We start from the raw sequence: 26,153 nt of genomic DNA, 5'->3' as shown, positions 1-26,153 counted from the left end.
CACTAAAAACTGATTACTGAACACTATTTACTGCAATCTGTCGCTTCGCTTCTCCCACCACAAAAGCCACCGAATTAGCAATATTAAAACTTCTTATTAAAGACGACATCGGGATTGTTAATTGATTCTTTTTATCGAATAATTCAAGAAATTCTGAACTCAAACCAACACTTTCCTTACCAAAAACCAACCAATCTCCATCCTGAAATTCATTTTCCAAATAAGATCTCTCGGCATGGGAACTCATCAGGAAAACACGCGATTTATCTGGAATCTGAGCCATCCATTCATCTACATTTTGATATTCGGTAACATCAAGATGCACCCAATAATCCAAACCGGAACGTTTCAAATTTTTATCGTTGATTACAAATCCAAACGGATGAATCAGGTGCAAACGGCTTTCGGTGCCTACACACAAACGACCAATATTTCCAGTATTATTAGGGATTTCAGGTTCTACTAAAACGATGTTGAGCATTATATTTTAAAATTTGATATTGTTATTGACTTTTGACATTGCCTTTTCCCTCGAAATTTCCAACCTCAATTACTTCTCCTGATTGTAAGTCATTCAAATGTACATTTCCTATTCGAACACGCACCAATCGTAAAGTAGGGAAACCAACAGCTGCGGTCATTTTTCGCACTTGGCGAAACTTTCCTTCATTGACCGTTATCGAAGCCCAGGAAGTAGGCCCATGACGTTCGTCCCGGATTTTTTTCCCTCTCGCTCCAAAGTTAGGAATTTCAGTAATCAATCGGGCTTCACAAGGTTTGGTAATGTATTTGGTTCCGTTAAAACCTATTTCGACTCCTTTTTTTATGCTGTCAATGGCTTCTTGAGTAATGATTCCATCCACCTGAACATAATATTCTTTGTCGACTTTTCTGGAACGAATTTCCTCACTCACTTTTCCATCGGTGGTAAGCAACAATAAGCCTTCTGAATCTTCGTCTAAACGCCCTATAGCCATTGTTCCTTCCGGGAAAGCATACAATTCACCCAACAGCTTCTTTTTGCGTTTCAATTCGTAAATAAACTGACTCAAATACCCATAAGGTTTATAAAGAATAAAATGCTGATGCGACATACTAAAAGGTGAAATTTGCGCAAAAATACACAAATAGAAGCTGTATTAAAGCATTTCGATTCGAATTAAAAAGACACATTCAAACCAAAATTAAAAATCAGCTGAAATTGATTGAAATTTTGATTCTGAACGGGCTGCGTGTAATAATTCATTCCCGGTTCTACAAAAACCTTCGTTTTTTTAAACAATTCGTATTGTAAAGTACTGCTCAATACCGTTCCAAAAACCACCTCATTAACATCCTGATTTTTTCCTATCGAACTGTCGTCAAGCAAAACTTCATTCGAAATCGCTCTTCCCACAAATCCTCCGGTATTCATGTTAATACGTGCTTTTCCTTTATTTAAAACGGCATAAGAAACCTCCATAGGCATTTCCAAATACTGTACTTTTTGAGACAAATTTCCTTTTTGATAAAAAGTATTGGCCATCGCCATCGCATACTTCTCTCTATTATTAGGCATGAATAAATAATCTGAATTAGTAGTAATCGCTCCTTTTACCTGAGGTTGTGCCAAAGGAAATTTAGAAATGTTAACCAAATTTTTAGCCGAATTAATATAAGAAACATTAGCGACTTGCTGCCCCAGTTCACTTATTTTCAAACCAGTACTTACTGCCCATCGGCGATTGAGTTTATAATTTGCTTTTACACCATAATTATATCCTTTTTGGGATTCAATAGTATTCCCCAGGGATTTTTGTTTTTTTACATTCTGTGAATTATTAATTCCTGCAAACACTTGCATCGACCATTTATCTTCTACTAAAGCAATTTTCTCTTTCTTGTTCTGTTCTTTTTCTATCGCAGCCAGAGCATTTTCTTTCAAATCAGCTGCAGCCGAATTCTCTTTTAATTTATCATCATCAACTGTTTTTTCTGCTGCGGTTTTATTCTGTTCAGCAATTGGATTCTTTTGTAAAAAAGCTCCGTTTTCTTCATTTTTAATTTCTCTTGATTGTGCTACACTTTCATTTTTAGCAATTAAAACCGGAATGTTTTTGTTTGCAATTACTGCTACAGCTTCTTTTTTTGAATGGGATACTTTTTGATTATTCGAATTAAAAATTGTAGGTTTTGTTGTTGTTGTTGTTGTTGTTGTTGTTGTTGTTGTTGTTGTTGTTGTTGTTGTTGTTGTTCTATTCTTATCTTCTTTTTGATTTTCATCAGCAGCATTTGAATTTGAAAGCCTACTGTCTAAAACTTTTTTCTCTGTTCCAATTTTACTTTTAGCACTTTCATTTTCTAAACTATCACCAGATCTTGATTCGTTAACCAATCCGTTTTCATTCTCCACAGGAACTTTTATCGAATGAACATCGGGATTAGAGTTAAAAGTAGCCAAAAGTCCTAATCCAACAACGAAACTTGCTGCAATAGCCCACCACAAAGGGAATCCTTTTTTCGATTTCGGATTATCTAATTTTTCCTCAATCCCTTTCCATAAATCATCAGGAGGGATTTTAGAAAAATCTTCCAAAGAAGAAATTAGTTTTTCTATATCATCTTTTTTCATAGTCTATTTTTAAACATCTTTCGAAGCCATTAATGTCAATATCTTCTTTTGTAAATTACTTTTTGCCCTGTTCAAATTGGACTTAGAAGTTCCCTCTGAAATATTCAACAAACTGGCAATTTCTTTGTGTTTCATTTTTTCGAAAAAATACAAGTTAAAAACCAGACGGTATTGATCGGGCAGATGCTGAATGAATTCTAACAATTTTTCCTGAGGTATCGAAAAAGAATCTATTTCCTGGTCTTCATCAACAAAATCTTCCTGATAAAGCACATCTAAAAAAGGAGTTTCTCTTTTTCTTTTATTCAATGTTTCTATCAACTTATTAATAAAAATACGTTTCAACCAGCCTTCAAAACTGCCTTCAAATCGATATTGACTCATTTTTTGAAAAGCAATCACAAATGCCTCCTGAAAAACATCTTGAGCATCAGCTTCATTCTTCATGTATTTAATGCAAAGACCATATAATACAGGAGCAAACAACTGATAAATATACTGTTGCCCTCCTCTATCATTTTCGATACACTTCCGGATGTAATGGTCTATTGGTTCTTTCAAAAAATAACTCTTAAAAACAGTTTAACGTTAACAAATTTAAACATTCACAACTTAAAATTACTTTGTATAAGTTAAAACATAACCATCGGCAAAATTATCCTGAATGCTCAAATGCTGGCTGTCTATATACTGAATCACATAACACATCTCATTAAAAGTCAGCAAATAATGTTGTTTATTATCAAAAATACTGTTTCCCATTTTTATTGTATAAGTATAACTTCCTGTTTCAACATCATTCGTAAAAACAGTGACTTTTTTATTGGTATTAAAAACTAATTTTTTATTCACTCCTGTACTTTCGGGAGTTACAATATCGTTTCCGCTAATTCCTCCACTGGATTGCTGCCAATTCCAGGTACCAACAATGGCATCCACATTTTGAGTATTCTTTCCGTCATTGACCAAAGAACAGAAAGTAAGAAAGAGTGCAAAAACGCCCCAAAAAAGAATCTTAACTTTTCTCATAATAGCAGTTGCTTAATAGTAACTAGAGTTGTCATACAGAAAAAGGTTGCGTGAAAAAACTAAAAAAAATAATTCCGTTCGAATAAAAAACACTTAAAATCGGCATTAATCTCTATTTTTGCTTACTCTACATCATAAACTTTAGCTATGTTAAATTTGCTTCCTTTTTTATTGTCATTTATTATTGCACTTGCCATTGGTATTTTCATTGGAAAATTGATTTTTTCTGCCCGTTTTCAGTCCGAAAAGACAAGTTTAGAAGAAAAATTAATTGCACTTACTTCGCAAATCAATCAATTGAAAGAACAATTTTCGAATGACAAAATGCAATTCGAAAAACAATTGGAAAACAGCAATCAGGAAAAAGAAGCCATCAGAAACGAAAAAGACAGTCTGGCAATCCAACTTTCGAAAAAAGAAGTAGATTTTGAAAATCTTTGGGAACGCAACAAAGAGCAAAAAGACGAGGTGGAGAAATTACAGGAAAAATTCACCAAGGAATTCGAAAATCTGGCCAATAAAATTTTAGACGAAAAATCAAATAAGTTTACCGAGCAGAATAAGGAAAACATGAAAAACATCTTGTCTCCTTTGCAAGATAAAATTCAGTTATTCGAAAAGAAAGTTGAAGACACCCACAAAGAAAGTATTGATTATCATGCGGCTTTACGTCAACAAATTCTGGGCTTACGCGAAATGAATATTCAAATGAGCAAGGAAACCCTAAACCTGACTAAAGCTTTAAAAGGCGACAGTAAAATGCAGGGGAACTGGGGCGAATTAGTGCTGGAACGCGTTTTAGAAAAATCAGGATTAGAAAAAGGACGCGAATACGAAGTACAGCAAAGTTTCACTACCGAAGATGGAAATCGTGTTTTTCCTGATGTTGTAATTAATCTGCCTGACGGCAAAAAAATGATTGTAGATTCTAAAGTTTCTTTGACAGCTTACGAGAAATACATCAATGAAGACGATGAGGATTTAAAAAACAGCTATTTAAAAGAACATGTCAATTCTATCAAACGCCATGTGGAGCAATTAGGGAACAAGAATTATCAGGATTTGTACCAAATAGAAAGCCCTGATTTTGTATTGCTTTTTATCCCTATCGAACCCGCATTTGCAATAGCGCTTAACGAAGATACCGGATTGTACAACAAAGCATTCGAAAAAAACATTGTTATTGTAACTCCGGCAACCTTATTAGCCACTTTGCGAACCATTGACAGCATGTGGACCAACCAAAAGCAACAGGAAAACGCTTTTGAAATTGCGCGTCAGGCAGGAGCCTTATATGACAAATTTGAAGGTTTTGTGGCCGATTTAATCAGAATAGGAAAGAAAATAGATGAAACTAAAATAGAATACAGCGGTGCCATGAATAAACTGGTGGACGGAAGCGGAAACCTGATTACCAGAGTTGAAAAGCTGAAAAAAATGGGAGCCAAAGCAAAAAAAGCACTTCCTGAAAGCATTTTAGCCCGGGCTGCTAAAAAAGACGATAACCACCTAATTAATTGATAAAATCAACAGCTGTTTTCATTAAATCATGGATTATGAAAACGGCTTTTTTCTTGTTTTTTACAATTATAAAATCAATTCCTGAACAAATGCTTTTATCCTAGACAAAAAGCATTAAAAACCGTTATTCTACCTAATCTTAGCAGCTGTTTTATTAGGATTTTTTTACTTTTTTTTCTAACTTTAAGTAGAAAAATGATGCTGCCATGAAAAATTTTCTACTCTCATTTTTATTGTTTTTCAGTATTCCAATAGTTGCCCAGGATAAATTAATAGCAACTAATGGCAATATTTCTTTTGAAGCTTCTGTACCTTTTTATGAGGCTGTTGAAGCTAAAAACAACCAACTCTTTTCCTTATTAAATACCAAAAAAGGCCATATTACTTTTATAGTTATAATCAAGGATTTTCATTTTGAAAGAAGTCTAATGGAAGATCATTTTAATGCCAACTATATGGAAAGCAAAAAATATCCAAAAGCAACATTCAAAGGTGAAATTGAAAAATTTTCGATTAAAAAACTCAATTCCACTCCTGACGAATATTACCTCAAAGGAAAAATTAATATTCATGGCGTAACCAGAAACATCCGGGTACTTGCCACAATATCTAAAACACCGACAAATGCAATTGCAATTCAGTCTGGTTTTTCCCTAAACACTGATGATTTTAAAATTGATATTCCGTTTATAGTCCGTAGTAAAATATCTAAAAATGTCAATGTCAAATTGGACGCTTTACTCCAATAATTTTATCTAAACAAAACTTCTGTCAATTTCACAATAGACAATTCTAAAACACACGCACCAGATTGAATCCAAAGGATATTTCGCTTTTACTCCAATCGCCCGTAGTTTGTCCCAAAAAGCCGGATTCATGCATTGCCCTTGCATTTGTAAAGTGTAATTGAAACACATGTCCGCCTGTTTCTATATCAACTCCTATTGACAACGGATTTTTATAAATGGACTGACTGGCTCTATTAAGATGAGCCCCATAATCCATATTTAAAGACCATCTCTTACCTAATTTATACCTTCCACCTACTCCAATTACAAACTGGCTTTTATCTTGCGGATTAGGCACAATAGCCACATTATTCTCATCCAATATATCACTAACTGTATTTTCATGAAAAAAAGTAGGCATCAGTTCTAATGATAATCTGTCACTGACTTTCCTTGAAATCAACAATTGGGTTACAAAACTCAAACGGTCAGCAAATTGCAACGATGGAAAATTCACTTTTTTCATCTCAGAATTTATGGCAACACTCCCAAATCCTGCTATTGTCACAGGAAAACCATCTGTTTTTTGATTGATAAACAAGTATTTCACTCCCACATCATAGGTTTTCTGAAATCCGCTTCTTGCCGCCTGAACAGTAATTCTATCACTCAGCCCGTAAGCAAACTTAATTTGGGTAACCGCATCGTCCATTCCAAAAAAATCATCAAAGCCATGTTTTATATAATCAAATCGATGAGAGACTATGAAATACAAATCTCTTTTACCAACTAACTTAGTCGATTCAAAATTTACAATTTTGATGGACTTGAACGCAGCTGAAACCTCTCCATCGTTTTTTTTAGCATCGATTTCCTTTAACAAATCATCTTGTGCAAAAAGGCACAACGGAAAAAATAAAGCAATAAATAGTTTGTTTATACTCATAGCAAATTAATTTAGTATTATACATTGATCCATTTTTATTTCTTCCAAAAGGGAATCATAGCCTATAAGACGTCCTTTTATTTTTATCTGGGAATTGGGTTTTATTGTACTAGGTATTTTATCCAAGAATGTAGCGAAAAGTTTTTCATCCAGCACTATTGATTTGGTTTCCATATTTAAGGAACTCACTTTCCCACTAACCTCAATGGTCTTATCCAGATATTTTGTATTGGCTGCTGATTCGTTGGATTGGTATTCTGAAAATAAAACCGGCACAGCAATATCATAACTCACTTCTTCTTTAGCAATATCCCGATGTTCTTTATATACGTAAAAATAACCTCCAACAAGAAGCAGTAAAAACAAAACCACCAAAATTATTTTTTTCATAATAAAACGTGTTTATAGAGAAATTTCATCTAAATTTAACATATTTATTTTATTATTTCGTAAATTTATGTGTAATTTTTTAAATTCAAGACAAAATGAAAACACTACAATTTTTCTCCCTAATAGCTTTAGCATTGTTCCTGAACAGTTGCTCCAGTGGTGGCGATTCTGACAGCAATCCGAATCCAAACCCCAACCCAAATCCGAATCCAAACCCAACAACAATTACTTATACCAACACAATTAGTTCTGTAATATTAAACAATTGTATTTCCTGCCATGGTAGCACACCTACAAATGGGGCTCCTATTTCATTAGACACCTATGCAAGGGTAAAAGCTGCTGTACAAAACAATGGGTTAATCAGTAGGATTTCACAAGCTCAAGGTACTTCTGGTATGATGCCAAAAGATGGAACCCGTTTACCACAAGCCACAATTGATAAGTTTACCACCTGGCAAAATAATGGTTTTTTAGAGTAATACAAATGAGACTTATATTCCTTTTTACCGCAGTCCTTTTTTTAGGAAAAACAGCTGTTTTTTCACAAGACAAAAAAATCACCAAAACAGGACAAATCGTTTTTGAAGCTTCAGTTCCTTCTTTTGAAGAAGTGAAAGCTGTCAATGAATCGGTCAGTTGTATTTTGAATATTAAAACCGGAGAAATTGCCAGTCTTGCGCTGATGAAAGGATTTCGATTCAAAGTAGCTCTGATGGAAGAGCATTTCAATGAAAATTACATTGAAAGCAGTAAATACCCGAAAGCCATTTTTAAAGGGATTATAAAGAATTTCAATTTAAACAATATTAATAAAAACGGCACAAAACTAGAGCTAAACGGTAAACTCGAATTACACGGAGTTTCAAAAGACATATCCGTTTTTGCAATTGTTAAAAAAAGCGGAGAAGACATTGAATTAGTTTCTGATTTTGATCTCACACCAGCTGATTTCAATATCCAAATTCCTAAAATAGTCCGTCAAAAAATTGCAGAAACCGTTCATGTGAAAGCAACATTTTTATTGAAATAAAAAAGCATTATTCACCTGAAAAACAATCTTTAAGTGCTTCTTCTAATTTTTGAAATTGAAATCGAAAACCCAGTTTTGTTATTTTTTCCGAAGAAACCCTTCTGCCTGTTAGCGCTAACTTAGCCATTTCACCCAATGCTATTTTTATCAGGAACGAAGGTACATTAGGTAACCACACAGTATAACCATACAACTTAGCCAATCTTTTAGAAAACAACTCATTGGTTGTGTCATCAGTAATCGCGGCATTATAAGCTCCCGTCATCAAAGGGTTTTTCAATGCTTCCAGATAAATTCGACACAAATCGTCAATATGAATCCAAGGCATATATTGTTTTCCCGAACCCAAAGCAGAACCTAGTCTTAATTTGAAAATTGGAACTAATTTTTTCAAAAAACCATCCTCTTTCCCTAAAACCAGACCGGTACGGATTTTAACCGTGCGGATTCCCAGTTTTTCAAATTGATTCGCTGCGGCTTCCCATTTTTGACAAGTCAGTCCTAAAAAATCATTTGCCGGTTGCATTTCTTCATTGCAAATTGCACGACCGTTCATTGCTCCATAAATACCCACAGCCGAAGCCGAAACAAAAGCTTCTAAATTCTTATTGTATTTTACTAATGAATTATATATTAATTGGGCTGAAAGTTCCCTACTGGATAGAATTTCTGTTTTGCGTTTATTAGTCCAACGTTTTTCTCCAATGTTAGCCCCGGCCAAATGAATCACATAATCGGCCTTTTGAATGGCTTCTTCCTCAATAAACTGCTTTTCTACATCCCAGATATAATAAAAGATATTTTCAGTGTTGGCTCTTTTACTTCTGCTCAAAATAGAAACCGAAAAACCATTTGCCACCAACAAATCTGTTAAATGTCTTCCCACAAATCCCGTTCCTCCCGTTATCAAAACATTTTTTTTCATTACCATACATTTTACATCTCATTCAAAGATACGAAGATATTTTGTTTAACATTAACATATAATCGTTAAACAATTCAGTATCTTTATATTCTAATAAAAAAATGGAAACATGGCAACTAAGAAAACTAAAATAACAAAAGAATCTATTGTCTCAATGTATATGAATTTTGTCTTAGAACATAGTGAGAAACCTAAATCAGTATATCTATTCGCAAAATTAAATGGCTTTGAAGAGACCGAATTTTATAATTTCTTTGGAAATCTTGAATCCATTGAAAAAGAAATCTACAATCAGTTTTTTGAAAAAACCATCGAATTATTGCAAAAAGACAATAATTACGAGTCATACGATATGAAAAGTAAACTGCTGAGTTTTTATTTTACTTTTTTCGAATTATTGGCTGCCAATAGAAGTTATGTAAGCATGAGTTTGAATGAAGGCAAAAATCAGTTAAAAAGCTTGTTACTACTTTCGGGATTGCGAACCAATTTCAAAAACTTCATTGGAGATATAACTACAGATGAATTCAGAATTCAACAAGAAAAAATTCAAAACTTTCAAGATAAAGCGATTCAAGAAAGTGCCTGGATTCAGTTTTTATTCACCTTAAAATTTTGGTTGGAAGACGGCTCTGCTTCTTTTGAGAAAACAGACATTTTTATCGAAAAATCAGTGAAATTAAGTTTCGAATTACTGAATGTTGCTCCTATCAACAGTTTAATCGATTTTGGGAAATTTATTTTTAAAGAAAAAATACAAGCTAAATAATGAAAACAATAGACTATATCCCAACATCAAAAATTGAACGAGCAACAAAACTAGTACAAACTGGAGCTAAAGTTGGCGTGAATTACCTGAAATATTACGGAGAAAAAATGGTGAATTCTGATTTGAGTCGTGATAAACTCAATGAAGACAATGCGGAAGATATTTATGACGGACTGAAAAGTTTGAAAGGAAGTGCACTCAAAGTAGCCCAAATGCTAAGTATGGATAAGAATTTCTTACCACAGGCTTATGTAGAGAAATTTTCTTTGTCTCAATTTTCAGTTCCTCCCCTTTCGGCTCCTTTGGTATTGAAAACCTTCAAGAATAATTTTGGAAAAACGCCTTATGAAATTTTTGACGAGTTCAATCCTAATTCGGTGAATGCGGCGAGTATTGGTCAGGTGCATTTGGCGGTAAAAAACAACAAAAAACTAGCAGTAAAAATCCAATATCCCGGTGTTGCCAATAGCATTTCATCTGATTTGGCTTTGGTAAAACCCATTGCAATTCGAATGTTTAATCTGCAAGGAAAAGATTCTGATAAATATTTCAAAGAAGTCGAAGACAAACTAATTGAGGAAACCAATTATTTATTGGAACTCAAACAAAGCCAGGAAGTAGTGGATGCTTGCAAAAAGATTGACAATCTGGTTTTTCCTGAGTATTATCCTGAATATTCTTCAGAGAAAATCATCACGATGGATTGGATGACTGGCGTTCATTTATCGGAATTCAAAAATTCAGGTTCTGAAATTACCAATAAAATAGGTCAGGCTTTATGGGACTTTTACATGTATCAAATTCACATTTTGAAAAAAGTCCATGCCGATCCACATCCCGGGAATTTCCTGATTAATGATAGAAACGAATTGGTTGCCCTTGATTTTGGATGCATGAAACAAATTCCAAATGCTTTCTACATTCCGTATTTTGAGTTAGTCAACAAAGAAGTGATTGATAACCAGAAACTTTTTAGAGAAAAATTATTCGAATTGGAAATTCTTAGAACCGACGACAGCAAAGAAGAAATTGCCTATTTCACGCAAATGTTCTATGATTTGTTATCGCTTTTTACAAAACCTTTTCAAACGGAAACCTTCGATTTTTCGGATGAAGTATTCTTTGAAAACATAGCACAATTGGGCGAACGTTTTTCTAAAGACACCAATCTCAAAAAAATGAATGGCAATCGAGGTTCCAAACATTTTATCTACATGAACCGAACGTTTTTTGGCTTGTACAATTTAATGTTTGATTTGAAAGCAAAAATTGTGGTGAACGCTTTTGAAAAATACAACTAGTGAAAAAAGAAAATCTTCCGTCAAAAATATGTTTGGTTTGCAAGCGACCTTTTAATTGGCGGAAAAAATGGGAAAAAGTTTGGGATGAAGTCAAATATTGTAGTGAAAAATGCAAAAGAAACAAATAAATGTGGTTTGGTTGAAAAGAGACCTTCGTTTACAGGATAACGAAGCGATTTTTAATGCTACGCAAACAGGCACACCAACGTTGTTGCTCTACGTATTTGAAAAATCTTTAGAAAATGATCCGCATTATAGCCAGAGACACTGGGATTTTATCAAACAATCGCTCATTGACATCAACAAACAACTGAAGAAATCAAATACTCATGTTTTAGCGGTATATTCAGAAGTAGCTGCTGTTTTCAATACACTTCAAGAAATTTATAAAATAGACAGTCTTTTTTCGCATCAGGAAACTGGTTTAAAAATCACTTATGAAAGAGACAAAACCTTCAAACGCTTTTGTAAAAACAATCAAATCAATTGGGTCGAAAACATCAATAACGGTATTTTCAGAGGATTAAAGAACAGAGCAGACTGGGTTGCAAAATGGGAAAAATACATGAATGAGCCTCAATTTATTTTTGATTCGAAAGCAAACCATTTTCTCCCTTCAGCAGCAATAATCGAACTCGAAAAAGGATTAGAAAAGATCATTTTAGAAACTATTTCGGATACTGTTTTCCAAAAAGGTGGCAGCACGATGGCTGGCAAATATTTACAAAACTTTTTTGACGAACGCTATCACAATTATAGTTCGCATATTTCTAAACCTTTATTGGCTCGAAGAAGTTGCAGCAGATTATCACCTTACATTACCTGGGGGAATCTATCATCCAGGCAGGTTTTGCAAAAAGCAGCAACATTCAGATTGACGTGTAACCATAAAAAACAAATCGATTCTTTTGTATCCAGACTGACTTGGCAGGCACATTTTATCCAAAAATTTGAAATGGAAGAAATCATGGAATTTGAAAGCATCAATAAAGGCTTTCATTCGTTGAAAAAGAAAATCAATCCAGCTTATATAGAAGCTTGGAAAACGGGACAAACAGGCTTTCCATTAATCGATGCTTCAATGCGCTGCCTGAATGAAACTGGGTATTTAAACTTTAGGATGCGTGCCATGTTAGTTTCCTTTTTTACACATAATTTATGGCAGCCCTGGCAGGAAGCAACACAACATTTATCACAAATGTTCTTGGATTTTGAACCCGGAATTCATTTTCCGCAGTTGCAAATGCAGGCCGGCGAAACCGGAATCAATATGTTACGCATTTACAATCCTATAAAAAACAGTTACGAGCACGATCCTGATGGTGAATTTATAAAAAAATGGGTGCCTGAATTACGCCATTTGCCAACAGCATTGGTTCACGAACCCTATAAAATGACCTATTTAGACCAAAAATTTAATGAATTCGAAATAGGAGTCAACTATCCTAAACCAATTGTAGATATGGAACGAACTCGAAAATTTGCCAGTGATTTTTTATGAAAAATGAAAAAGGATCCATTGGTAAAAGAGGAAAGTGCCCGCATACTAAGATTACACACTATGGCTGATATTGGCGACAGCGAATAATGATTCAATGTCAATTGGAATTGCAATGTCAAAAATCAATTTTAATTTAAAATAAAACAAAAAATATCGTGACTATTAAAAAAGAACTTACTGATTTAGACAAAGACCGCATCATAGAAATGGCCTGGGAAGACCGAACGACTTTTGATGCGATTCGATTACAATTTGGAATAAAAGAACAAGAAGTCATTGACCTGATGCGTAACGAAATGAAACCTTCAAGTTTTAGAATGTAGCGCGAAAGAGTACAAGGCCGCAAAACAAAACATGAAAAACTGAGGATTTTTAGTGATGGCCGTTTTAAATGCAGCAGACAAAGACAAATTAACAATAATAAAATTTCGAAAAGATAATTCAAAAAAGATTTGAAACATGAAAAACATCGTCATCATTGGAGGTAGTAAAGGAATTGGAAGTGCTATTTTATTGCAGCAATTGGAAACTAATTGTGTTTATAATATCAGCAGAACCGCGCCCGATGTTTCACATCCTAACCTTAAACATTTCGCGGTTGATGTATTAAATGATTCCCTTCCTGAAATCGAAAACATAGATTCGCTTATCTATTGTCCCGGTTCTATCAACTTGAAACCTATCGGGAATTTAAGCATTGACGATTTTAGAAATGATTTTGAAATAAATGTTATTGGTGCTGTAAAAGCCATTCAGAAATACTTACCTACTTTAAAAAAAGGAGATGAACCATCCATTGTGCTGTTTAGCACCGTGGCTGCCAAATTAGGAATGCCTTTTCATGCGAGTATTGCAACCGCAAAATCGGGTGTGGAAGGACTGGTGAAATCGTTGGGAGCAGAATTGGCTTCTGTAGTACGTATCAATGCCATTGCTCCCACGATTACCGAAACTTCGCTTTCAGCTAATATTCTGAGAAATGATCGAATGAAAGAAAACATGATAGAACGGCATCCCATGAAAGGCTATTTGAAACCGGAAGAAGTTGCCGACATGGCTGATTTTTTAATTTCAGAAAAGGCTAAATCTATATCGGGACAAATTTTTGAAATGGATTACGGAATAGTAACTTTTAAGATTTAATAAAAATGAAAGTTCTCTTAACAGGTGCAACAGGTTACATCGGAAAACGGCTCCTGCCTATTTTGGTAGCGCAGGGACACGAAATAATTTGTTGTGTAAGAGACAAAAACCGGTTTTATTGCCCGAAAGAATTTGAAAATAACGTCAGCGCTATAGAAATTGATTTCCTAAATATGGAAAGTTTAAACACTATACCGAACGACATCGATGCGGCTTATTATCTGATTCATTCCATGTCTAGCTCTTCGGATAATTATGACGAATTAGAAAGTATTTCTGCAGCCAATTTTGTAAAAAGAGTCAATCAAACCAATACAAAACAAGTTATTTATCTCACCGGAATTGTAAACGACAACACACTTTCCAAACATCTATCTTCCAGAAAAAATGTAGAAAATATTTTAGGCACAGGAACTTTTGCTTTAACAGCCTTAAGAGCCGGAATTATAGTAGGATCCGGTAGTGCTTCTTTTGAAATCATACGGGATTTAGTTACTAAACTGCCTTTAATGATTACCCCAAAATGGCTCAATACCAAATGCCAGCCCATTGCCATAACTGATGTTTTGGAATTCCTGACCAAATCCTTGTTGAATCCCCTAACTTATCATCAGAGTTTTGATATTGGTGGCCCTGATATTCTGACGTACAAAGAAATGTTACTGGGTTTTGCCAAAGCTAAAAACCTAAAACGATGGATTTTTACAATTCCTGTGATGACACCCAAATTATCTTCTTATTGGTTGTATTTTGTAACCTCAACTTCTTATAAACTCGCCACCGCTTTGGTGAGCAGTATGAAAGTGGAAGTAATTTGCAGGGATTCAAAAATCAATGAGTTGCTACAAGTTCAACCCATGACTTACGAGCAGGCTTTGTCAAGGGCTTTGATAAAAGTCGAGGAAGATCAGGTTGCATCGAGCTGGAAAGATTCCTTAGTCAGCGGACGGTTTAAAAACAATATTTCGGAATTCCTAAAAGTCCCTAAAAAGGATTGTTTCATCGATAGACGAAAAATGGAAATTGTGAATCGGGATTTTACCATTGAACGCATCTGGTCCATTGGTGGAGAAAGCGGTTGGTATTATGGCGACTGGTTGTGGAATATCAGAGGTTTTATTGATAAATTATTTGGTGGCGTAGGATTAAGACGAGGACGAACCAACAAACACAGCATTCATTCTGGCGATGTATTGGATTTTTGGAGGGTTTTATATGCCGATAAAGAAAATGGAAAATTAGTACTTTTTGCCGAAATGAAATTGCCCGGTGAAGCCTGGCTCGAATTCAAAATCATTGGAAACACTCTTTATCAATCGGCGACATTTAGACCAAGAGGGATTTGGGGAAAATTGTATTGGTATTCTGTTTTGCCATTTCATGGGTTTATTTTTAGTGGTATGTTGCGAAGATTGATAAAATAAACTCATTTTTGTCGTCCCTCCTTTGTTACCAATGACTTTTTTATTAAAAGTAAAATTCTGGTTTACAAATTTTCTTTTTTGCTTGATCAAAAAAGAAACAAAAAAATCAAGTCTTACGCTTTCTCGTCGGTCAAATTAGTTTTCGAATACTAAAAGAAAAGAACTCGCTACGCTCAAACAGCTTTTCTTTTTGCGTATTCTTCAAACATTTGACACTCGACTGCGAAAGCTAAGGTCAATTGAAACCTACAAAAAACAACAATTTGATTTACAATAAAATAAAAACAAAAAAATCATCTAAGTTTTAAGTATTAAAAAATTAAGTCACAAAAACTAAATGAAACTTAATTTCTTAATGGTTTTATATTTTTAAACTACTTCAAAATTCCTGCCTTATACGTTGCAATAGCTCTGTCTCTGGCAAAAGCATGATCGACCATTGGTTCTCCATAACCCAAATCGAATTCCGGAATCCACTTGCGGATGTAAATTCCTTTTTCGTCAAACTTTTTCAATTGAATATCGGGATTGAAAACACGGAAATAAGGTGCAGCATCACAGCCTGTTCCAGCCGCCCATTGCCAGTTTCCAACATTAGCTGACAAATCATAATCCAATAATTTTTCGGCAAAATAAGCTTCTCCCCATTGCCATTGAATTAATAAATGCTTGCACAAAAAACTTGCCACAACCATACGAACACGATTGTGCATATAACCCGTTTCATTCAGCTGACGCATTCCCGCATCAACCATCGGATAACCGGTTGTTCCGGTACACCAGCGTTTGAAATCTTCTTCGTTATTACGCCACTGGATTCCATCATAAGCCGATTTGAAATTCTGTGTCACTACTTTAGGAAAATGATAGAGAATTTGCATGAAAAACTCTCTCCAAATCAATTCGCTTAAAAAAACCGCATTTGTTTTTGCTGCAAAATGAATCATTTTTCGAATACTCACCGTTCCAAAACGCAAATGAGGTGAAAGATACGAAGTGGAATCTACCGCTGGAAAATCGCGGGTGTCATGATAATTTGCCAAAGCATCAAAAGTATAGGGCTTCACTTTTATACTACTTTCCACAAAACCAATTTGTTCCAATGAAGGAAAAACAAACTGACTTTTATAAAAATTAAAATATAATTCAGACGCATCAAATTCTAGAATTGGTAGATTTTGATAATACTTTTCAAGCCACTTATTTTTATAAGGCGTATAAACCGTATATGGCAAACCATCAGATTTTGTGATTTCGTTTTCTTCGAATAGAACTTGATCTTTAAAAGAATACGTAATGCTTTTATTGGTTTCTAATAATTGACAAATGGCTTCGTCGCGTTGGATTGCAAAAGGTTCGTAATCCTTATTGAAAAAGACTTCTTTAACATCAAATTCGGCAATAAGGTTTTTCCAAACTTCCAATGTTTGTCCCTTTTTAATTAATAAAGAACTGCCAATTCCATTTAATTGGGTATTTATTTTTGCTAAAGATTCGTGTATAAAAGTGACTCTGGCATCTTCTTTAGGCAAACTGTCCAGAATGGATTCATCAAAAATAAACAATGGAATTACGGGATAATCTGATTTTAAAGCATAGTATAAACCCACATTATCTTCGAGTCGTAAATCACGTCTGAACCAAAAAAAAGAAACTGCTGTTTTAGCCATTACTTTGAATTAAAAATTTCGTTTACTTTTTTCACTCTGTATTCAAATATTCCCTTGAGTTTGTTTTTCACAATTAAGGCATTCACAATGCGTCCAATAAACCCCAATGGCAACGCATAATGCACTAAATCGGTCATTTTTACACCGTTTTCTGTTGGTTCAAAAAAATGTTTGTGATGCCATAGGGCATAAGGACCGAAAAGCTGTATGTCTACAAAATAAGATTGCTCCTTTACCATAGTAATCTCAGTAACCCAAGGCAATTTGATTCCCAAAAAAGGAGACACTTTGTACTGAATAATCTGTCCGGCATACATGTTTTTACCATCAAAATCGGTGATTTGAAATCCCATCGTTTGTGGAGTTATTTTTTGCAAATTGCGTGGACTGGAGAAAAATTCCCAACATTCCTCGATACTGGCATTAACATGTTGAACGGTTTCTTTTTTATAGACTTTCATGATTTTGTTTTTTAGACAAAGTGTGTTTGCGTGAGGGATTGTAACGGAGCTCTTTAAAAACTAGACTTTTTTTGTCTAGTTTTTAAAAGCGGGAGTGAAAAGCCCGACCTCTTTGAAAAAACATTTTTCTTGTTTTTCAAAGAGGTCACGCCCAAATCATGCTACATTTTATAATATTTAAAAGGCACGAACAACATACCGAAACATTCGCCTTCTTCTTTTCCTAAGTGTTTGTGATGCACTTTATGCGCTTTGCGTAAACCTATCAGGTATTTATTTTTGGTGTTCTTGAACCACTTGAAACGCTGATGAATCAAGACATCGTGGATCATAAAATAACAAAAACCATAGATGGTGATTCCCAATCCAATGAAAAACAAATAATTGATTCCGCTCTCAGTTCCATAATAAAACAGGACGATGCTGGGAATGGCAAAAATGACAAAAAAGATGTCGTTGCGCTCAAAAACATGCTCGTATTTAGGCTGGTGATGATCGGCGTGAAAGTACCACATTAAACCGTGCATCACGTATTTATGCGTGAGCCAGGTAACACATTCCATCAGCATAAAAACTGCTATTGTAATTAAAAATGAAATCATTTTTTAGGGTTTAAATCATTTGTTTATTCCACCAATCGCAACTTATAGGTGACGAAAGACTGGGCTAAAAGTGTGGCTTTAGTATAATTAGAAACCCGAATTCTGGTGTTTCCAATTTCCTTGCAAGGTGTGTTTTCTAATTTTTTAAGCAACTTTTTGTAATATACATAAGCGGTGTAAACGCCAAATTTAGCTTCGATGGGTAATTTTACAATTCCTTGGTAGGCAATTTTAAAATCTTCGTTGATTTCGTTGATGATTATTTTTTTTGCGTTTTCATCAAAAGAATTCAAATCGACTCCGGGAAAATAATTTCGATTCAGAATCAAATTATCATCTCTTAAATCGCGAAGGAAATTTACTTTCTGGAAAGCAGAACCCAATCGCATGGCTTCGTCTTTCAACTGTTCATATTTTTGATTATTTCCTCTAACAAAAACTTTCAAACACATCAAACCTACTACATCAGCTGAGCCGTAAATGTATTCTTCGTATTCGGCTTTAGAATTGTAATCTAATTTGATTAAATCCATTTTCATGCTTTTCAGGAAAGCCTGAATCAAATCGTCTGAAATATTGTATTTCTTGACAGTTTGCTGGAACGAATTCAAAATAGGATTCAAACTGATTCCCGAATGGTATGCCTTGTAATAATCGGTTTCAAAATCATTGATTAGATTTTCTTTGTCATAACCATGAAAAGAATCCACAATTTCGTCAGCAAAACGCACAAAACCATAGATACTGTAAATGGCATCCCTGATACTTGGCGAAAGCATATATACCGCCAATGAAAATGAAGTACTGTAGTCCTTAGTAACTAACTTACTGCATTTGAAGGAAACATCGTCAAATAATTGCTTCATAACTATACTTTTAGAAATTGTTTGTCTATCAAATTGGATACTAACTTTCCAGAAATCAATGCCGGAGGAACTCCCGGTCCCGGAACGGTTAGTTGTCCTGTAAAATACAAATTACGAACTTTTTTGCTTTTTAGTTTCGGCCTTAAAAAAGCAGTTTGTAATAAAGTATTTGCCATTCCGTAAGCATTTCCTTTATATGAATTGTATTGTTCAACAAAATCGTTCTTGCAAAAGGATTGCTTAAATATAATATTCTCCTTGATATTTTGTTGCGTAATGGTTTCAAAACGCTGTATTATTTTCTCAAAATATGCTGAACGTAATGCTTCTGAATCATTGATTCCAGGCGCTAATGGCACTAAGAAAAACCCCGATTCCATTCCCTCCGGAGCTGCCGTTTTATCAGTCAGAGATGGAAAATTAGCATAAAACAAAGGTTCTGCAGGCCATTGTGGTTCGTCATAAATGTCCTTTGCGTGTTGGTAAAAATCGGTATCAAAAAACAAGGCGTGATGCGAAATGTTTTCGATTTTTTTATTGAACCCGACATAAAACAACAAGGATGAAGGTGCAAAAACACGAGACTCCCAATATTGCTCCGAATACATTCTCTGTTCTTTGTCTAATAAGGTTTCGGTATGATGATAATCGGCACCACTTAAAACCAAATCGGATTCGATTCTCTCCCCATTGACAACGATAGCTTTGGCGGTTTTATTTTCGACAATTATTTTTTCGATATTCGAATTGACAAAAAGCTGAACTCCTAATTCTCTCGCTAAACTTTCCATGGCACGAACCACATCAAACATTCCGGTTTTAGGATGCCAGGTTCCGAGTCCAAAGTCGGCATAATTCATAAAACTATAGAACGACGGCGTATCGGATGGTTTGGCTCCAAGGAACAAAACGGGAAATTCTAATATTTGAATTAATCGTTCATTCTTGAATTTCTTGCGAACATCCCGACTGATGTTACTAAAAAATTGCCCAATCTTCTTAGTCGTTTCTACGGTAACTAATTCTAACGGAGAAACTCCCGGGCGATACACCAAATCCTTAATAGCAATATCATAATTGCTTTTGGCTTCCGCTATAAATTCCCTAAGCACTTTGCCACTTCCTTTTTCGACAGCTTCAAATGTCGACACAATTTCGTCCAGATTATCGGCTATACCTATGAATTCGTTGATTCCAAAATAAACGCGATAAGCCGGTGACAATTTTATTAGCTCATAATAATCGGTAGTTTTCTTTCCAAAATCGGCAAAAAACCGCTCAAAAACATCGGGCATCCAATACCAACTCGGTCCCATATCAAATGTAAAACCGTCTTTTTTGAGTTGTCTCGCCCTGCCTCCTATGGTTTCGTTTTTTTCAAAAACCAAAACCTCGTGACCACTTTGGGCCAAATAGCAAGCCGCAGACAACGCTGAAAATCCTGAACCTATTATTGTAATTTTCTTTTTCATTTGTTTAACAAATATACAAAAATATTAAACAAAAAATTATAGCCGGGATGTTAATTCCGGGATTGAATTAAAAACAGCGACTTTACTTAAAAGTACCTCCGAATTAATCAAAGAGACTAATCTTCCTGTGAACCACAATTCAGTTGTTTCATCTAATAATTCATCTGCCATTTCCTGAACATATTCGTTCACTTCATCTCTGTCTGGCTTCACTGTCAAACAAGAAACATAAACAATGGAGCTAAAATGTTTTTTTAAATCTTTTAAATTATGGATAGGCATGCTTTCGCCTAAATAAATACTTTTATAACCACTTAAAAGGATTTCATAATGCAAATACATTAATCCTAATTCATGAATTTCGTTCAACGGAAGAGATAAAACAAAAACCTTATCTTTTTTAACAGGCTTTACATACTGAAGCTTTTCCGAATTTAAAATGATTTTTTGCCTTATCAAATAACTGATAAAATGCTCGTGAGCCGGGGAAATTGTGTCGGTTTGCCACAACAAACCAATTTCATCCAAAAGCGGTAAAAACACCTGATGAAAGATTTCTTTAAATGATTTCTCCTCTTCTAGCCAATTATAAGTATTGAGAAATAATTCCTGATCAAAATTCATCATCGCCATTTTAAAAGCATTAATCGCGTGATTTTTTGAATTTTTAGAAGATACAATTTGCTTTACAAGTGTTTGAATTTCACTCTCGGAATAAGTAGCTATTTTAGAAATTTTATAACCATACTCATGCAAAAAAGTAATGTTTAGCAATTTTTGTAAACTGACTAAATCATACAATCTTATATTGGTATCGGTACGCATGGGTTCAAGAACCTGATATCTTTTTTCCCAAATACGAATGGTATGAGCCTTAATTCCCGAAAGATTTTCAAGGTCTTTGATACTAAAAACACTTTTTACACTGTTCATTTATTCAAACATAAAGTTAAACAAATATACGTTTTTATAACAAAAACCAATCAAGAAGCTTATAACATATTAAAGATCAAATTCCTCGTAATGATTTAGTTTGTCTAAATCCAAAATAGTTTTAGTATTATCGTCACTTCTTTGATACATTGGTTTAAACCTGGCTCCATAAACCACCTCATCAAAAGTATAAGAAGTACGGGTGGCTACGGTATTTGAAAACATATCATCGAATGTTTTTACGTATACAAAAATCTCTCCTGTTATAGTATTAAAATCCTCTTTCACAAACTGATATAAAGGACTATTTTCGGTTATAGGATGCACTAAAGTCCAACTTAAGGTTAAAGCATTGATTCTTTCCAGTTCCAACTCTAAAGAATAAAACTTATTTACTTTCACCCCATCCTCTTCAACACTCATCCCTAAAGTCATTTTGGCTTCTGCATCGGTAAAATTGGTATTTTTAAAAGGACTCAAACGGATCATCAATCCTGTATTTTCTCCATAAGGAGCAATAAGTGCATTGTGAGAAAATTTCAAAAAAGCAGTAGGCTTACTGAATCGCCCAAAAAACAATCCCGTGGCAATAGCAAAACTCAACAATCCTATCAAAGCTTCGGCAGCAGCCAACAAACTCGTTAAAAACCCCACAGGACTTATATGACCATAACCCACAGTGGTAAAAGTTTGCGCACTAAAAAAATATGCCTGACCAAACTTAGCCCAATAACTATCAGTCATTGGAATACCGTCAAGGTGTTCTATTCCAATTCCGAAATAAATCATCGCAAAAACCAAATTTATTCCAATATAAAAAGAAAGAATAACTAACATGAATTTCCAAGCTGGCATATCAATCATGGTGTGATACCAACTAATACGGTGCAAAAAGTGCATTCCTCTTTTTTCAATATTTGCCGTACCGTCTTTATTTACAAAACGCCCTCCATAACTATTTGCATTGGTTCCAAATCCCGTATTTCTATCCAATACGGCATGCAAGTTGATTTTATTTAAAAAAGCCATTTAGTTCTCTGATTAATTTTCAAAGTAAATTTAGGTAAAAGACAATCAAAAAAGAATGCGATTGCATATTTAAATCCTATTAAAAAACAAAGCAAAATTAAGAGATTATTAATTTTCTTTTTTGCTTGATCAAAAAAGAAACAAAAAAATATTCATGCGTTCTTATTGTTTTTCGGTATTCATGAATCTTCGATTTCAAGTCTTTCGCTTCCTCGTCGGTCAAATTAGTTTTCGAATACTGAAAGAAAAGAACTCGCTGCGCTCAAACAGCTTTTCTTTCTACGTATTCTTCAAACATTTGACTCTCGATTGCGGAAGCTAAGGACAATTAAATATTGGGAATTTACAATTTTAACTAGTATTACATATTCCGTCTGTATTCTCCTCCTATCTCAAACAAAGCCGAGGTAATTTGTCCTAAAGAGCATATTTTAGTAGCTTCCATCAAATAGCCAAATAAATTCTCATTATTGATAGCTGCCTTTTTAATTGCCTGCAGCTGCTCTTTTACTTTGTCTTGATTTACTTGCTGTAAATTGTTCAACATTTTAATTTGGTATTGCTTTTCTTCCTCAGTAGCCCTAATAACTTCTGCCGGAATAATTGTTGGTGAACCTTTAGTATTTAAAAAAGTATTTACTCCCATTATAGGCAGTTCTCCTGTATGTTTCAAATTTTCATAATACAGGCTTTCTTCCTGAATTTTAGATCGCTGATACATGGTTTCCATTGCCCCCAAAACTCCTCCCCGCTCAGAAATTTTATCGAATTCCTCCATAACTGCAGCTTCTACCCAATCAGTCAAGGCTTCGATTAAAAACGAACCCTGTATTGGATTTTCATTTTTAGTTAATCCAAATTCTTTATTAATAATGAGTTGTATTGCCATTGCCCTGCGTACCGATTCTTCGGTAGGTGTAGTGATGGCTTCATCGTAAGCATTGGTGTGCAAAGAATTGCAATTGTCATAAATGGCATATAAAGCCTGCAAAGTAGTTCGAATATCATTAAAATCAACTTCCTGAGCATGAAGAGAACGACCTGATGTTTGAATGTGGTATTTCAACATCTGAACCCGTTCATTGGCATGGTATTTATTTTTCATGGCTTTCGCCCAAATTCTGCGCGCCACCCTGCCAATTACAGCATATTCGGGATCCAATCCATTGGAAAAGAAAAAAGACAAATTAGGACCAAAGTCATTGATATCCATTCCGCGATTCAAAAAGTATTCTACATAGGTAAATCCATTGGCTAAGGTGAAAGCCAATTGGGTAATGGGGTTGGCTCCGGCTTCGGCAATATGATAACCTGAAATTGAAACCGAATAAAAATTTCGGATATCATGAGTTATAAAATACTCCTGTACGTCACCCATCAATCGCAAGGCAAATTCAGTTGAAAAAATACAGGTATTTTGCGCCTGATCTTCTTTCAAAATATCAGCCTGAACAGTTCCACGCACTTGTGACAAAGTCCTTGCTTTTATTTCGTTATACACTTCCAAAGGCAAAACAGCATCTCCCGTTACTCCCAAAAGCATCAGTCCCAATCCATTATTCCCTTCCGGCAAATCACCCTGATAACGCGGTCTTTCAATCCCTTGTTGTTCAAAAATGCGATTGATTTTCTCTTCAACCTCTTCCTCTAATTTATTGGCTTTAATATAAATTTCGCACTGTTGATCGATTGCTGCGTTCATAAAAAAACCTAATAAAATGGGAGCCGGCCCATTAATAGTCATGCTTACAGAAGTCATAGGATGAAGCAAATCAAAACCGGAATATAATTTTTTAGCATCGTCCAAACTGCAAACTGCAACTCCTGCATTTCCTATTTTCCCATAAATATCGGGACGTATATCAGGATCGTTACCATATAAGGTCACACTGTCAAAAGCAGTAGATAAGCGTTTAGCTGAAAATCCCGAACTCAAATAATGAAAACGCCTATTCGTTCTTTCAGGCCCACCCTCTCCGGCAAACATTCGGGACGGATCTTCACCTTCTCTTTTAAAAGGATACAATCCGGCTGTAAAAGGAAATTCTCCCGGTACATTTTCCTGTAAAGACCACTTTAAAATATCTCCCCAAGCCTCGTATTTAGGCAACACAACTTTGGGGATTTGAATATGAGATAAGGACTCTGTGTGGGTTGTCCTGCTTATTTCTTTATCCCTAACCTTAAAAGTGTACAGTAGATTTTTGTATTTATTTACTTTTTCATTCCAGCCGGAAATAATTTCCCAATTCTGTAGCTCTAAATCCTTTTTAAGTTTATCAAACTGATTCAATAAAAGATTTATAAAAATTCGTTGGTCATTGTGTTCCACTAAAGCAGACGGAAAAACAGAATCATCATCGATTCCCGATTTATTGATAAGCGGTACCTTACCACAAACGCTCTCCAATGTTTTAAAAATCCCATATAATTTTTGAGCAATTTCCTGTTGGCTTTTTGTGTTTTGATCATAATCCCGAATCGTTTCGACAATTTCAGAAAGATAACGTGTTCTTTGAGAGGGAATCACATAAACTTTCTCACTAATCTCAGATTTAGCTTCAAAAGTCGAATGTAAATTGGCTTTTGTTTTTTCGGCTATTGTATGCATAACCGCCTGATACAATCTATTCATCCCCGAATCATTAAACTGTGATGCGATGGTACCAAAAACAGGAAGATTATCTGCATTAGCATCCCAAAGATTATGATTGCGCTGAAATTGTTTTTTCACATCCCGCAGCGCATCGAGAGCTCCACGTTTGTCAAATTTATTGATCGCCACCACATCGGCAAAATCAAGCATATCGATTTTTTCAAGTTGGCTAGCAGCACCAAATTCCGGTGTCATCACATACAAAGTCACATCGGCATAATCCACAATCTCAGTATCAGACTGGCCAATTCCTGAAGTTTCCACAATAATAATATCATATTGTGCCGCTTTTAAAACCTGAATAGCATCCTGAATGAATTTTGACACAGCCCTATTGGATTCCCGGGTAGCCAATGAGCGCATGTAAACCCTGGAATTATTAATCGCATTCATCCGGATTCTATCACCCAGTAAGGCTCCTCCAGTTTTCCGTTTGGATGGATCTATGGAAATTATCCCTATGGTTTTGTCCGGAAAATCAATCAAAAAACGACGAACAAACTCATCCATCAAAGAAGATTTCCCGGCACCGCCCGTTCCTGTAATTCCAAGAACAGGCATCCCTCCCTCCTTCAAAAGAGGAGTAAATACTTTATGAAATTCATCAGGATTATTTTCTGCTAACGAAATTAATCCAGCTATTGTATTTACATCTTTTTCTAATAGTCTATCCTTAATATGTAAAGCTTCCCCTTCGGGGACTGGGGAAATAACATCACAACGTTCGAGCAAATCATTAATCATTCCCTGCAATCCCATCTTTCTGCCATCATCAGGAGAATAAATCGCTGTAATTCCATAAGCCTGCAATTCGGCAATTTCCGAAGGTAAAATAACGCCTCCACCACCGCCAAATATCTTAATATGAGTTGCCCCTTTTTGCTGAAGCAAATCAAAAATGTATTTAAAAAACTCAATATGTCCTCCTTGATAAGAGGTAATTGCAATGGCATTAACATCTTCCTGGATGGCCGTATTTACTATTTCAGCTGCACTTCTATTATGTCCCAAATGAATTACTTCCACCCCACTAGCCTGCATAATTCTGCGCATAATATTAATTGCTGCATCGTGACCGTCAAAAAGAGCCGCTGCAGTTACAATTCTTACCTTATGTTTAGGACGATAGATTTTCATTAGTAC

At 34.9% G+C, this 26,153-nt stretch carries 26 protein-coding genes and 1 pseudogene; 11 read left to right on the top strand and 16 right to left on the bottom strand.

The genetic code is table 11. From position 1 onward, the window contains the following. Positions 1–13: 13 nt before the first annotated feature. The 5 genes from EOD40_RS15885 to EOD40_RS15865 form a co-directional block, all read right to left on the bottom strand. Complete coding sequence (locus tag EOD40_RS15885; protein ID WP_128197201.1) at positions 14–481, bottom strand: tRNA (cytidine(34)-2'-O)-methyltransferase; 468 nt, start codon at positions 479–481, stop codon at positions 14–16. Between the two features lie 22 nt (positions 482–503). Then, positions 504–1,094: a pseudouridine synthase gene (locus EOD40_RS15880; RefSeq protein WP_128197199.1), complete on the bottom strand. Its 591-nt coding sequence runs from the start codon at positions 1,092–1,094 to the stop codon at positions 504–506. A gap of 65 nt (positions 1,095–1,159) precedes the next feature. Continuing rightward, the gene (locus EOD40_RS18180; RefSeq protein WP_128197197.1) at positions 1,160–2,611 is read right to left on the bottom strand and encodes an outer membrane beta-barrel protein; all 1,452 of its coding nucleotides are present in this window, start codon (positions 2,609–2,611) and stop codon (positions 1,160–1,162) included. Between the two features lie 9 nt (positions 2,612–2,620). After that, entirely contained in the window at positions 2,621–3,172 is a 552-nt protein-coding gene (locus EOD40_RS15870) for an RNA polymerase sigma factor (RefSeq protein ID WP_128197195.1), read from the bottom strand. A gap of 57 nt (positions 3,173–3,229) precedes the next feature. Further along, the gene (locus EOD40_RS15865) at positions 3,230–3,640 is read right to left on the bottom strand and encodes a hypothetical protein (RefSeq protein WP_128197193.1); all 411 of its coding nucleotides are present in this window, start codon (positions 3,638–3,640) and stop codon (positions 3,230–3,232) included. 147 nt (positions 3,641–3,787) lie between these two features. Here EOD40_RS15865 and rmuC point away from each other — a divergent pair, with 147 nt between their 5' ends. Continuing rightward, entirely contained in the window at positions 3,788–5,161 is a 1,374-nt protein-coding gene (gene rmuC / locus EOD40_RS15860) for a DNA recombination protein RmuC (RefSeq protein WP_128197191.1), read from the top strand. A 206-nt stretch (positions 5,162–5,367) separates the two neighbouring features. After that, positions 5,368–5,910, top strand: a complete 543-nt coding sequence (locus EOD40_RS15855; RefSeq protein ID WP_128197189.1) for a YceI family protein — start codon at positions 5,368–5,370, stop codon at positions 5,908–5,910. 43 nt (positions 5,911–5,953) lie between these two features. Here EOD40_RS15855 and EOD40_RS15850 read toward each other — a convergent pair whose 3' ends face one another. Further along, the gene (locus EOD40_RS15850) at positions 5,954–6,835 is read right to left on the bottom strand and encodes a DUF5777 family beta-barrel protein (protein WP_164905496.1); all 882 of its coding nucleotides are present in this window, start codon (positions 6,833–6,835) and stop codon (positions 5,954–5,956) included. Positions 6,836–6,841: 6 nt separating this feature from the next. Then, positions 6,842–7,225, bottom strand: a complete 384-nt coding sequence (locus EOD40_RS15845) for an OB-fold protein (RefSeq protein WP_128197188.1) — start codon at positions 7,223–7,225, stop codon at positions 6,842–6,844. A gap of 95 nt (positions 7,226–7,320) precedes the next feature. Here EOD40_RS15845 and EOD40_RS15840 point away from each other — a divergent pair, with 95 nt between their 5' ends. Next, positions 7,321–7,707 (top strand): hypothetical protein, encoded by a 387-nt coding sequence (locus EOD40_RS15840; RefSeq protein ID WP_128197186.1) that lies wholly within the window; start codon positions 7,321–7,323, stop codon positions 7,705–7,707. 5 nt (positions 7,708–7,712) lie between these two features. Continuing rightward, positions 7,713–8,258 (top strand): YceI family protein, encoded by a 546-nt coding sequence (locus tag EOD40_RS15835; RefSeq protein ID WP_128197184.1) that lies wholly within the window; start codon positions 7,713–7,715, stop codon positions 8,256–8,258. 7 nt (positions 8,259–8,265) lie between these two features. On the opposite strand, the gene EOD40_RS15830 is transcribed toward EOD40_RS15835, so the two are convergent. Continuing rightward, positions 8,266–9,183 (bottom strand): TIGR01777 family oxidoreductase, encoded by a 918-nt coding sequence (locus EOD40_RS15830; protein ID WP_128197183.1) that lies wholly within the window; start codon positions 9,181–9,183, stop codon positions 8,266–8,268. A gap of 109 nt (positions 9,184–9,292) precedes the next feature. On the opposite strand from EOD40_RS15830, the gene EOD40_RS15825 reads away from it, so the two are divergent. The 7 genes and pseudogenes from EOD40_RS15825 to EOD40_RS15795 all read left to right on the top strand — a co-directional run bounded on the left by EOD40_RS15825 (position 9,293) and on the right by EOD40_RS15795 (position 15,321). Next, a complete protein-coding gene (locus EOD40_RS15825; protein WP_128197181.1) occupies positions 9,293–9,952 on the top strand; it encodes a TetR family transcriptional regulator C-terminal domain-containing protein in 660 nt (219 codons plus the stop codon). Next, entirely contained in the window at positions 9,952–11,253 is a 1,302-nt protein-coding gene (locus EOD40_RS15820) for an ABC1 kinase family protein (RefSeq protein ID WP_128197179.1), read from the top strand. Before EOD40_RS15825 ends, EOD40_RS15820 begins: the two co-directional genes overlap by 1 nt. After that, the gene (locus EOD40_RS15815; RefSeq protein WP_071183626.1) at positions 11,253–11,381 is read left to right on the top strand and encodes a DUF2256 domain-containing protein; all 129 of its coding nucleotides are present in this window, start codon (positions 11,253–11,255) and stop codon (positions 11,379–11,381) included. The genes EOD40_RS15820 and EOD40_RS15815 overlap by 1 nt, the downstream gene beginning before the upstream one ends. Beyond that, positions 11,363–12,754 carry a cryptochrome/deoxyribodipyrimidine photo-lyase family protein gene (locus EOD40_RS15810; protein WP_317127916.1) on the top strand — a complete coding sequence of 464 codons (1,392 nt, stop codon included), beginning with the start codon at positions 11,363–11,365 and terminating at the stop codon, positions 12,752–12,754. Before EOD40_RS15815 ends, EOD40_RS15810 begins: the two co-directional genes overlap by 19 nt. A 161-nt stretch (positions 12,755–12,915) precedes the next feature. Continuing rightward, positions 12,916–13,194, top strand: a pseudogene (locus EOD40_RS15805) (TIGR03643 family protein). Between the two features lie 19 nt (positions 13,195–13,213). Continuing rightward, positions 13,214–13,897: an SDR family NAD(P)-dependent oxidoreductase gene (locus EOD40_RS15800; protein WP_128197177.1), complete on the top strand. Its 684-nt coding sequence runs from the start codon at positions 13,214–13,216 to the stop codon at positions 13,895–13,897. A 5-nt stretch (positions 13,898–13,902) separates the two neighbouring features. Beyond that, complete coding sequence (locus EOD40_RS15795) at positions 13,903–15,321, top strand: SDR family oxidoreductase (protein WP_128197175.1); 1,419 nt, start codon at positions 13,903–13,905, stop codon at positions 15,319–15,321. A 374-nt stretch (positions 15,322–15,695) separates the two neighbouring features. Here EOD40_RS15795 and EOD40_RS15790 read toward each other — a convergent pair whose 3' ends face one another. The 8 genes from EOD40_RS15790 to EOD40_RS15755 form a co-directional block, all read right to left on the bottom strand. Next, positions 15,696–16,991 carry a cryptochrome/photolyase family protein gene (locus EOD40_RS15790; protein WP_128197173.1) on the bottom strand — a complete coding sequence of 432 codons (1,296 nt, stop codon included), beginning with the start codon at positions 16,989–16,991 and terminating at the stop codon, positions 15,696–15,698. Continuing rightward, a complete protein-coding gene (locus EOD40_RS15785) occupies positions 16,991–17,452 on the bottom strand; it encodes an SRPBCC family protein (RefSeq protein WP_128197172.1) in 462 nt (153 codons plus the stop codon). The genes EOD40_RS15790 and EOD40_RS15785 overlap by 1 nt, the downstream gene beginning before the upstream one ends. A gap of 161 nt (positions 17,453–17,613) precedes the next feature. Further along, the gene (locus EOD40_RS15780) at positions 17,614–18,054 is read right to left on the bottom strand and encodes a sterol desaturase family protein (protein WP_128197170.1); all 441 of its coding nucleotides are present in this window, start codon (positions 18,052–18,054) and stop codon (positions 17,614–17,616) included. A 23-nt stretch (positions 18,055–18,077) separates the two neighbouring features. After that, positions 18,078–18,920 carry a phytoene/squalene synthase family protein gene (locus EOD40_RS15775; RefSeq protein ID WP_128197168.1) on the bottom strand — a complete coding sequence of 281 codons (843 nt, stop codon included), beginning with the start codon at positions 18,918–18,920 and terminating at the stop codon, positions 18,078–18,080. Between the two features lie 2 nt (positions 18,921–18,922). Then, on the bottom strand, positions 18,923–20,392 hold the full coding sequence (locus tag EOD40_RS15770) for a phytoene desaturase family protein (protein WP_128197166.1): 1,470 nt from the start codon (positions 20,390–20,392) through the stop codon (positions 18,923–18,925). Between the two features lie 36 nt (positions 20,393–20,428). After that, positions 20,429–21,325 carry a MerR family transcriptional regulator gene (locus tag EOD40_RS15765; RefSeq protein WP_128197165.1) on the bottom strand — a complete coding sequence of 299 codons (897 nt, stop codon included), beginning with the start codon at positions 21,323–21,325 and terminating at the stop codon, positions 20,429–20,431. A gap of 69 nt (positions 21,326–21,394) precedes the next feature. Beyond that, entirely contained in the window at positions 21,395–22,354 is a 960-nt protein-coding gene (locus tag EOD40_RS15760; protein ID WP_128197163.1) for an ion channel, read from the bottom strand. Positions 22,355–22,715: 361 nt separating this feature from the next. After that, entirely contained in the window at positions 22,716–26,147 is a 3,432-nt protein-coding gene (locus EOD40_RS15755; protein WP_128197161.1) for a methylmalonyl-CoA mutase family protein, read from the bottom strand. Between the last annotated feature and the right edge of the window lie 6 nt (positions 26,148–26,153).

Origin of the sequence: Flavobacterium sufflavum, from assembly GCF_004016525.1 — a bacterium.
GTDB classification, from domain to species: Bacteria; Bacteroidota; Bacteroidia; order Flavobacteriales; family Flavobacteriaceae; genus Flavobacterium; species Flavobacterium sufflavum.
This window is presented reverse-complemented; position numbering and strand designations above follow the sequence as displayed.

Bases quoted from the DNA above. Each gene is read 5' to 3' on its own strand.
- EOD40_RS15835 (WP_128197184.1), top strand. From the start codon at position 7,713: ATGAGACTTATATTCCTTTTTACCGCAGTCCTTTTTTTAGGAAAAACA.
- EOD40_RS15830 (WP_128197183.1), bottom strand. From the start codon at position 9,183: ATGAAAAAAAATGTTTTGATAACGGGAGGAACGGGATTTGTGGGAAGA.
- EOD40_RS15760 (WP_128197163.1), bottom strand. From the start codon at position 22,354: ATGGCTTTTTTAAATAAAATCAACTTGCATGCCGTATTGGATAGAAAT.
- EOD40_RS15840 (WP_128197186.1), top strand. From the start codon at position 7,321: ATGAAAACACTACAATTTTTCTCCCTAATAGCTTTAGCATTGTTCCTG.
- EOD40_RS15885 (WP_128197201.1), bottom strand. From the start codon at position 481: ATGCTCAACATCGTTTTAGTAGAACCTGAAATCCCTAATAATACTGGA.
- EOD40_RS15775 (WP_128197168.1), bottom strand. From the start codon at position 18,920: ATGAAGCAATTATTTGACGATGTTTCCTTCAAATGCAGTAAGTTAGTT.
- EOD40_RS15865 (WP_128197193.1), bottom strand. From the start codon at position 3,640: ATGAGAAAAGTTAAGATTCTTTTTTGGGGCGTTTTTGCACTCTTTCTT.
- EOD40_RS15810 (WP_317127916.1), top strand. From the start codon at position 11,363: ATGCAAAAGAAACAAATAAATGTGGTTTGGTTGAAAAGAGACCTTCGT.
- rmuC (WP_128197191.1), top strand. From the start codon at position 3,788: ATGTTAAATTTGCTTCCTTTTTTATTGTCATTTATTATTGCACTTGCC.
- EOD40_RS15780 (WP_128197170.1), bottom strand. From the start codon at position 18,054: ATGATTTCATTTTTAATTACAATAGCAGTTTTTATGCTGATGGAATGT.
- EOD40_RS15855 (WP_128197189.1), top strand. From the start codon at position 5,368: ATGAAAAATTTTCTACTCTCATTTTTATTGTTTTTCAGTATTCCAATA.
- EOD40_RS15755 (WP_128197161.1), bottom strand. From the start codon at position 26,147: ATGAAAATCTATCGTCCTAAACATAAGGTAAGAATTGTAACTGCAGCG.
- EOD40_RS15845 (WP_128197188.1), bottom strand. From the start codon at position 7,225: ATGAAAAAAATAATTTTGGTGGTTTTGTTTTTACTGCTTCTTGTTGGA.
- EOD40_RS15785 (WP_128197172.1), bottom strand. From the start codon at position 17,452: ATGAAAGTCTATAAAAAAGAAACCGTTCAACATGTTAATGCCAGTATC.
- EOD40_RS15825 (WP_128197181.1), top strand. From the start codon at position 9,293: ATGGCAACTAAGAAAACTAAAATAACAAAAGAATCTATTGTCTCAATG.
- EOD40_RS15880 (WP_128197199.1), bottom strand. From the start codon at position 1,094: ATGTCGCATCAGCATTTTATTCTTTATAAACCTTATGGGTATTTGAGT.
- EOD40_RS15790 (WP_128197173.1), bottom strand. From the start codon at position 16,991: ATGGCTAAAACAGCAGTTTCTTTTTTTTGGTTCAGACGTGATTTACGA.
- EOD40_RS18180 (WP_128197197.1), bottom strand. From the start codon at position 2,611: ATGAAAAAAGATGATATAGAAAAACTAATTTCTTCTTTGGAAGATTTT.
- EOD40_RS15770 (WP_128197166.1), bottom strand. From the start codon at position 20,392: ATGAAAAAGAAAATTACAATAATAGGTTCAGGATTTTCAGCGTTGTCT.
- EOD40_RS15820 (WP_128197179.1), top strand. From the start codon at position 9,952: ATGAAAACAATAGACTATATCCCAACATCAAAAATTGAACGAGCAACA.
- EOD40_RS15850 (WP_164905496.1), bottom strand. From the start codon at position 6,835: ATGAGTATAAACAAACTATTTATTGCTTTATTTTTTCCGTTGTGCCTT.
- EOD40_RS15800 (WP_128197177.1), top strand. From the start codon at position 13,214: ATGAAAAACATCGTCATCATTGGAGGTAGTAAAGGAATTGGAAGTGCT.
- EOD40_RS15795 (WP_128197175.1), top strand. From the start codon at position 13,903: ATGAAAGTTCTCTTAACAGGTGCAACAGGTTACATCGGAAAACGGCTC.
- EOD40_RS15765 (WP_128197165.1), bottom strand. From the start codon at position 21,325: ATGAACAGTGTAAAAAGTGTTTTTAGTATCAAAGACCTTGAAAATCTT.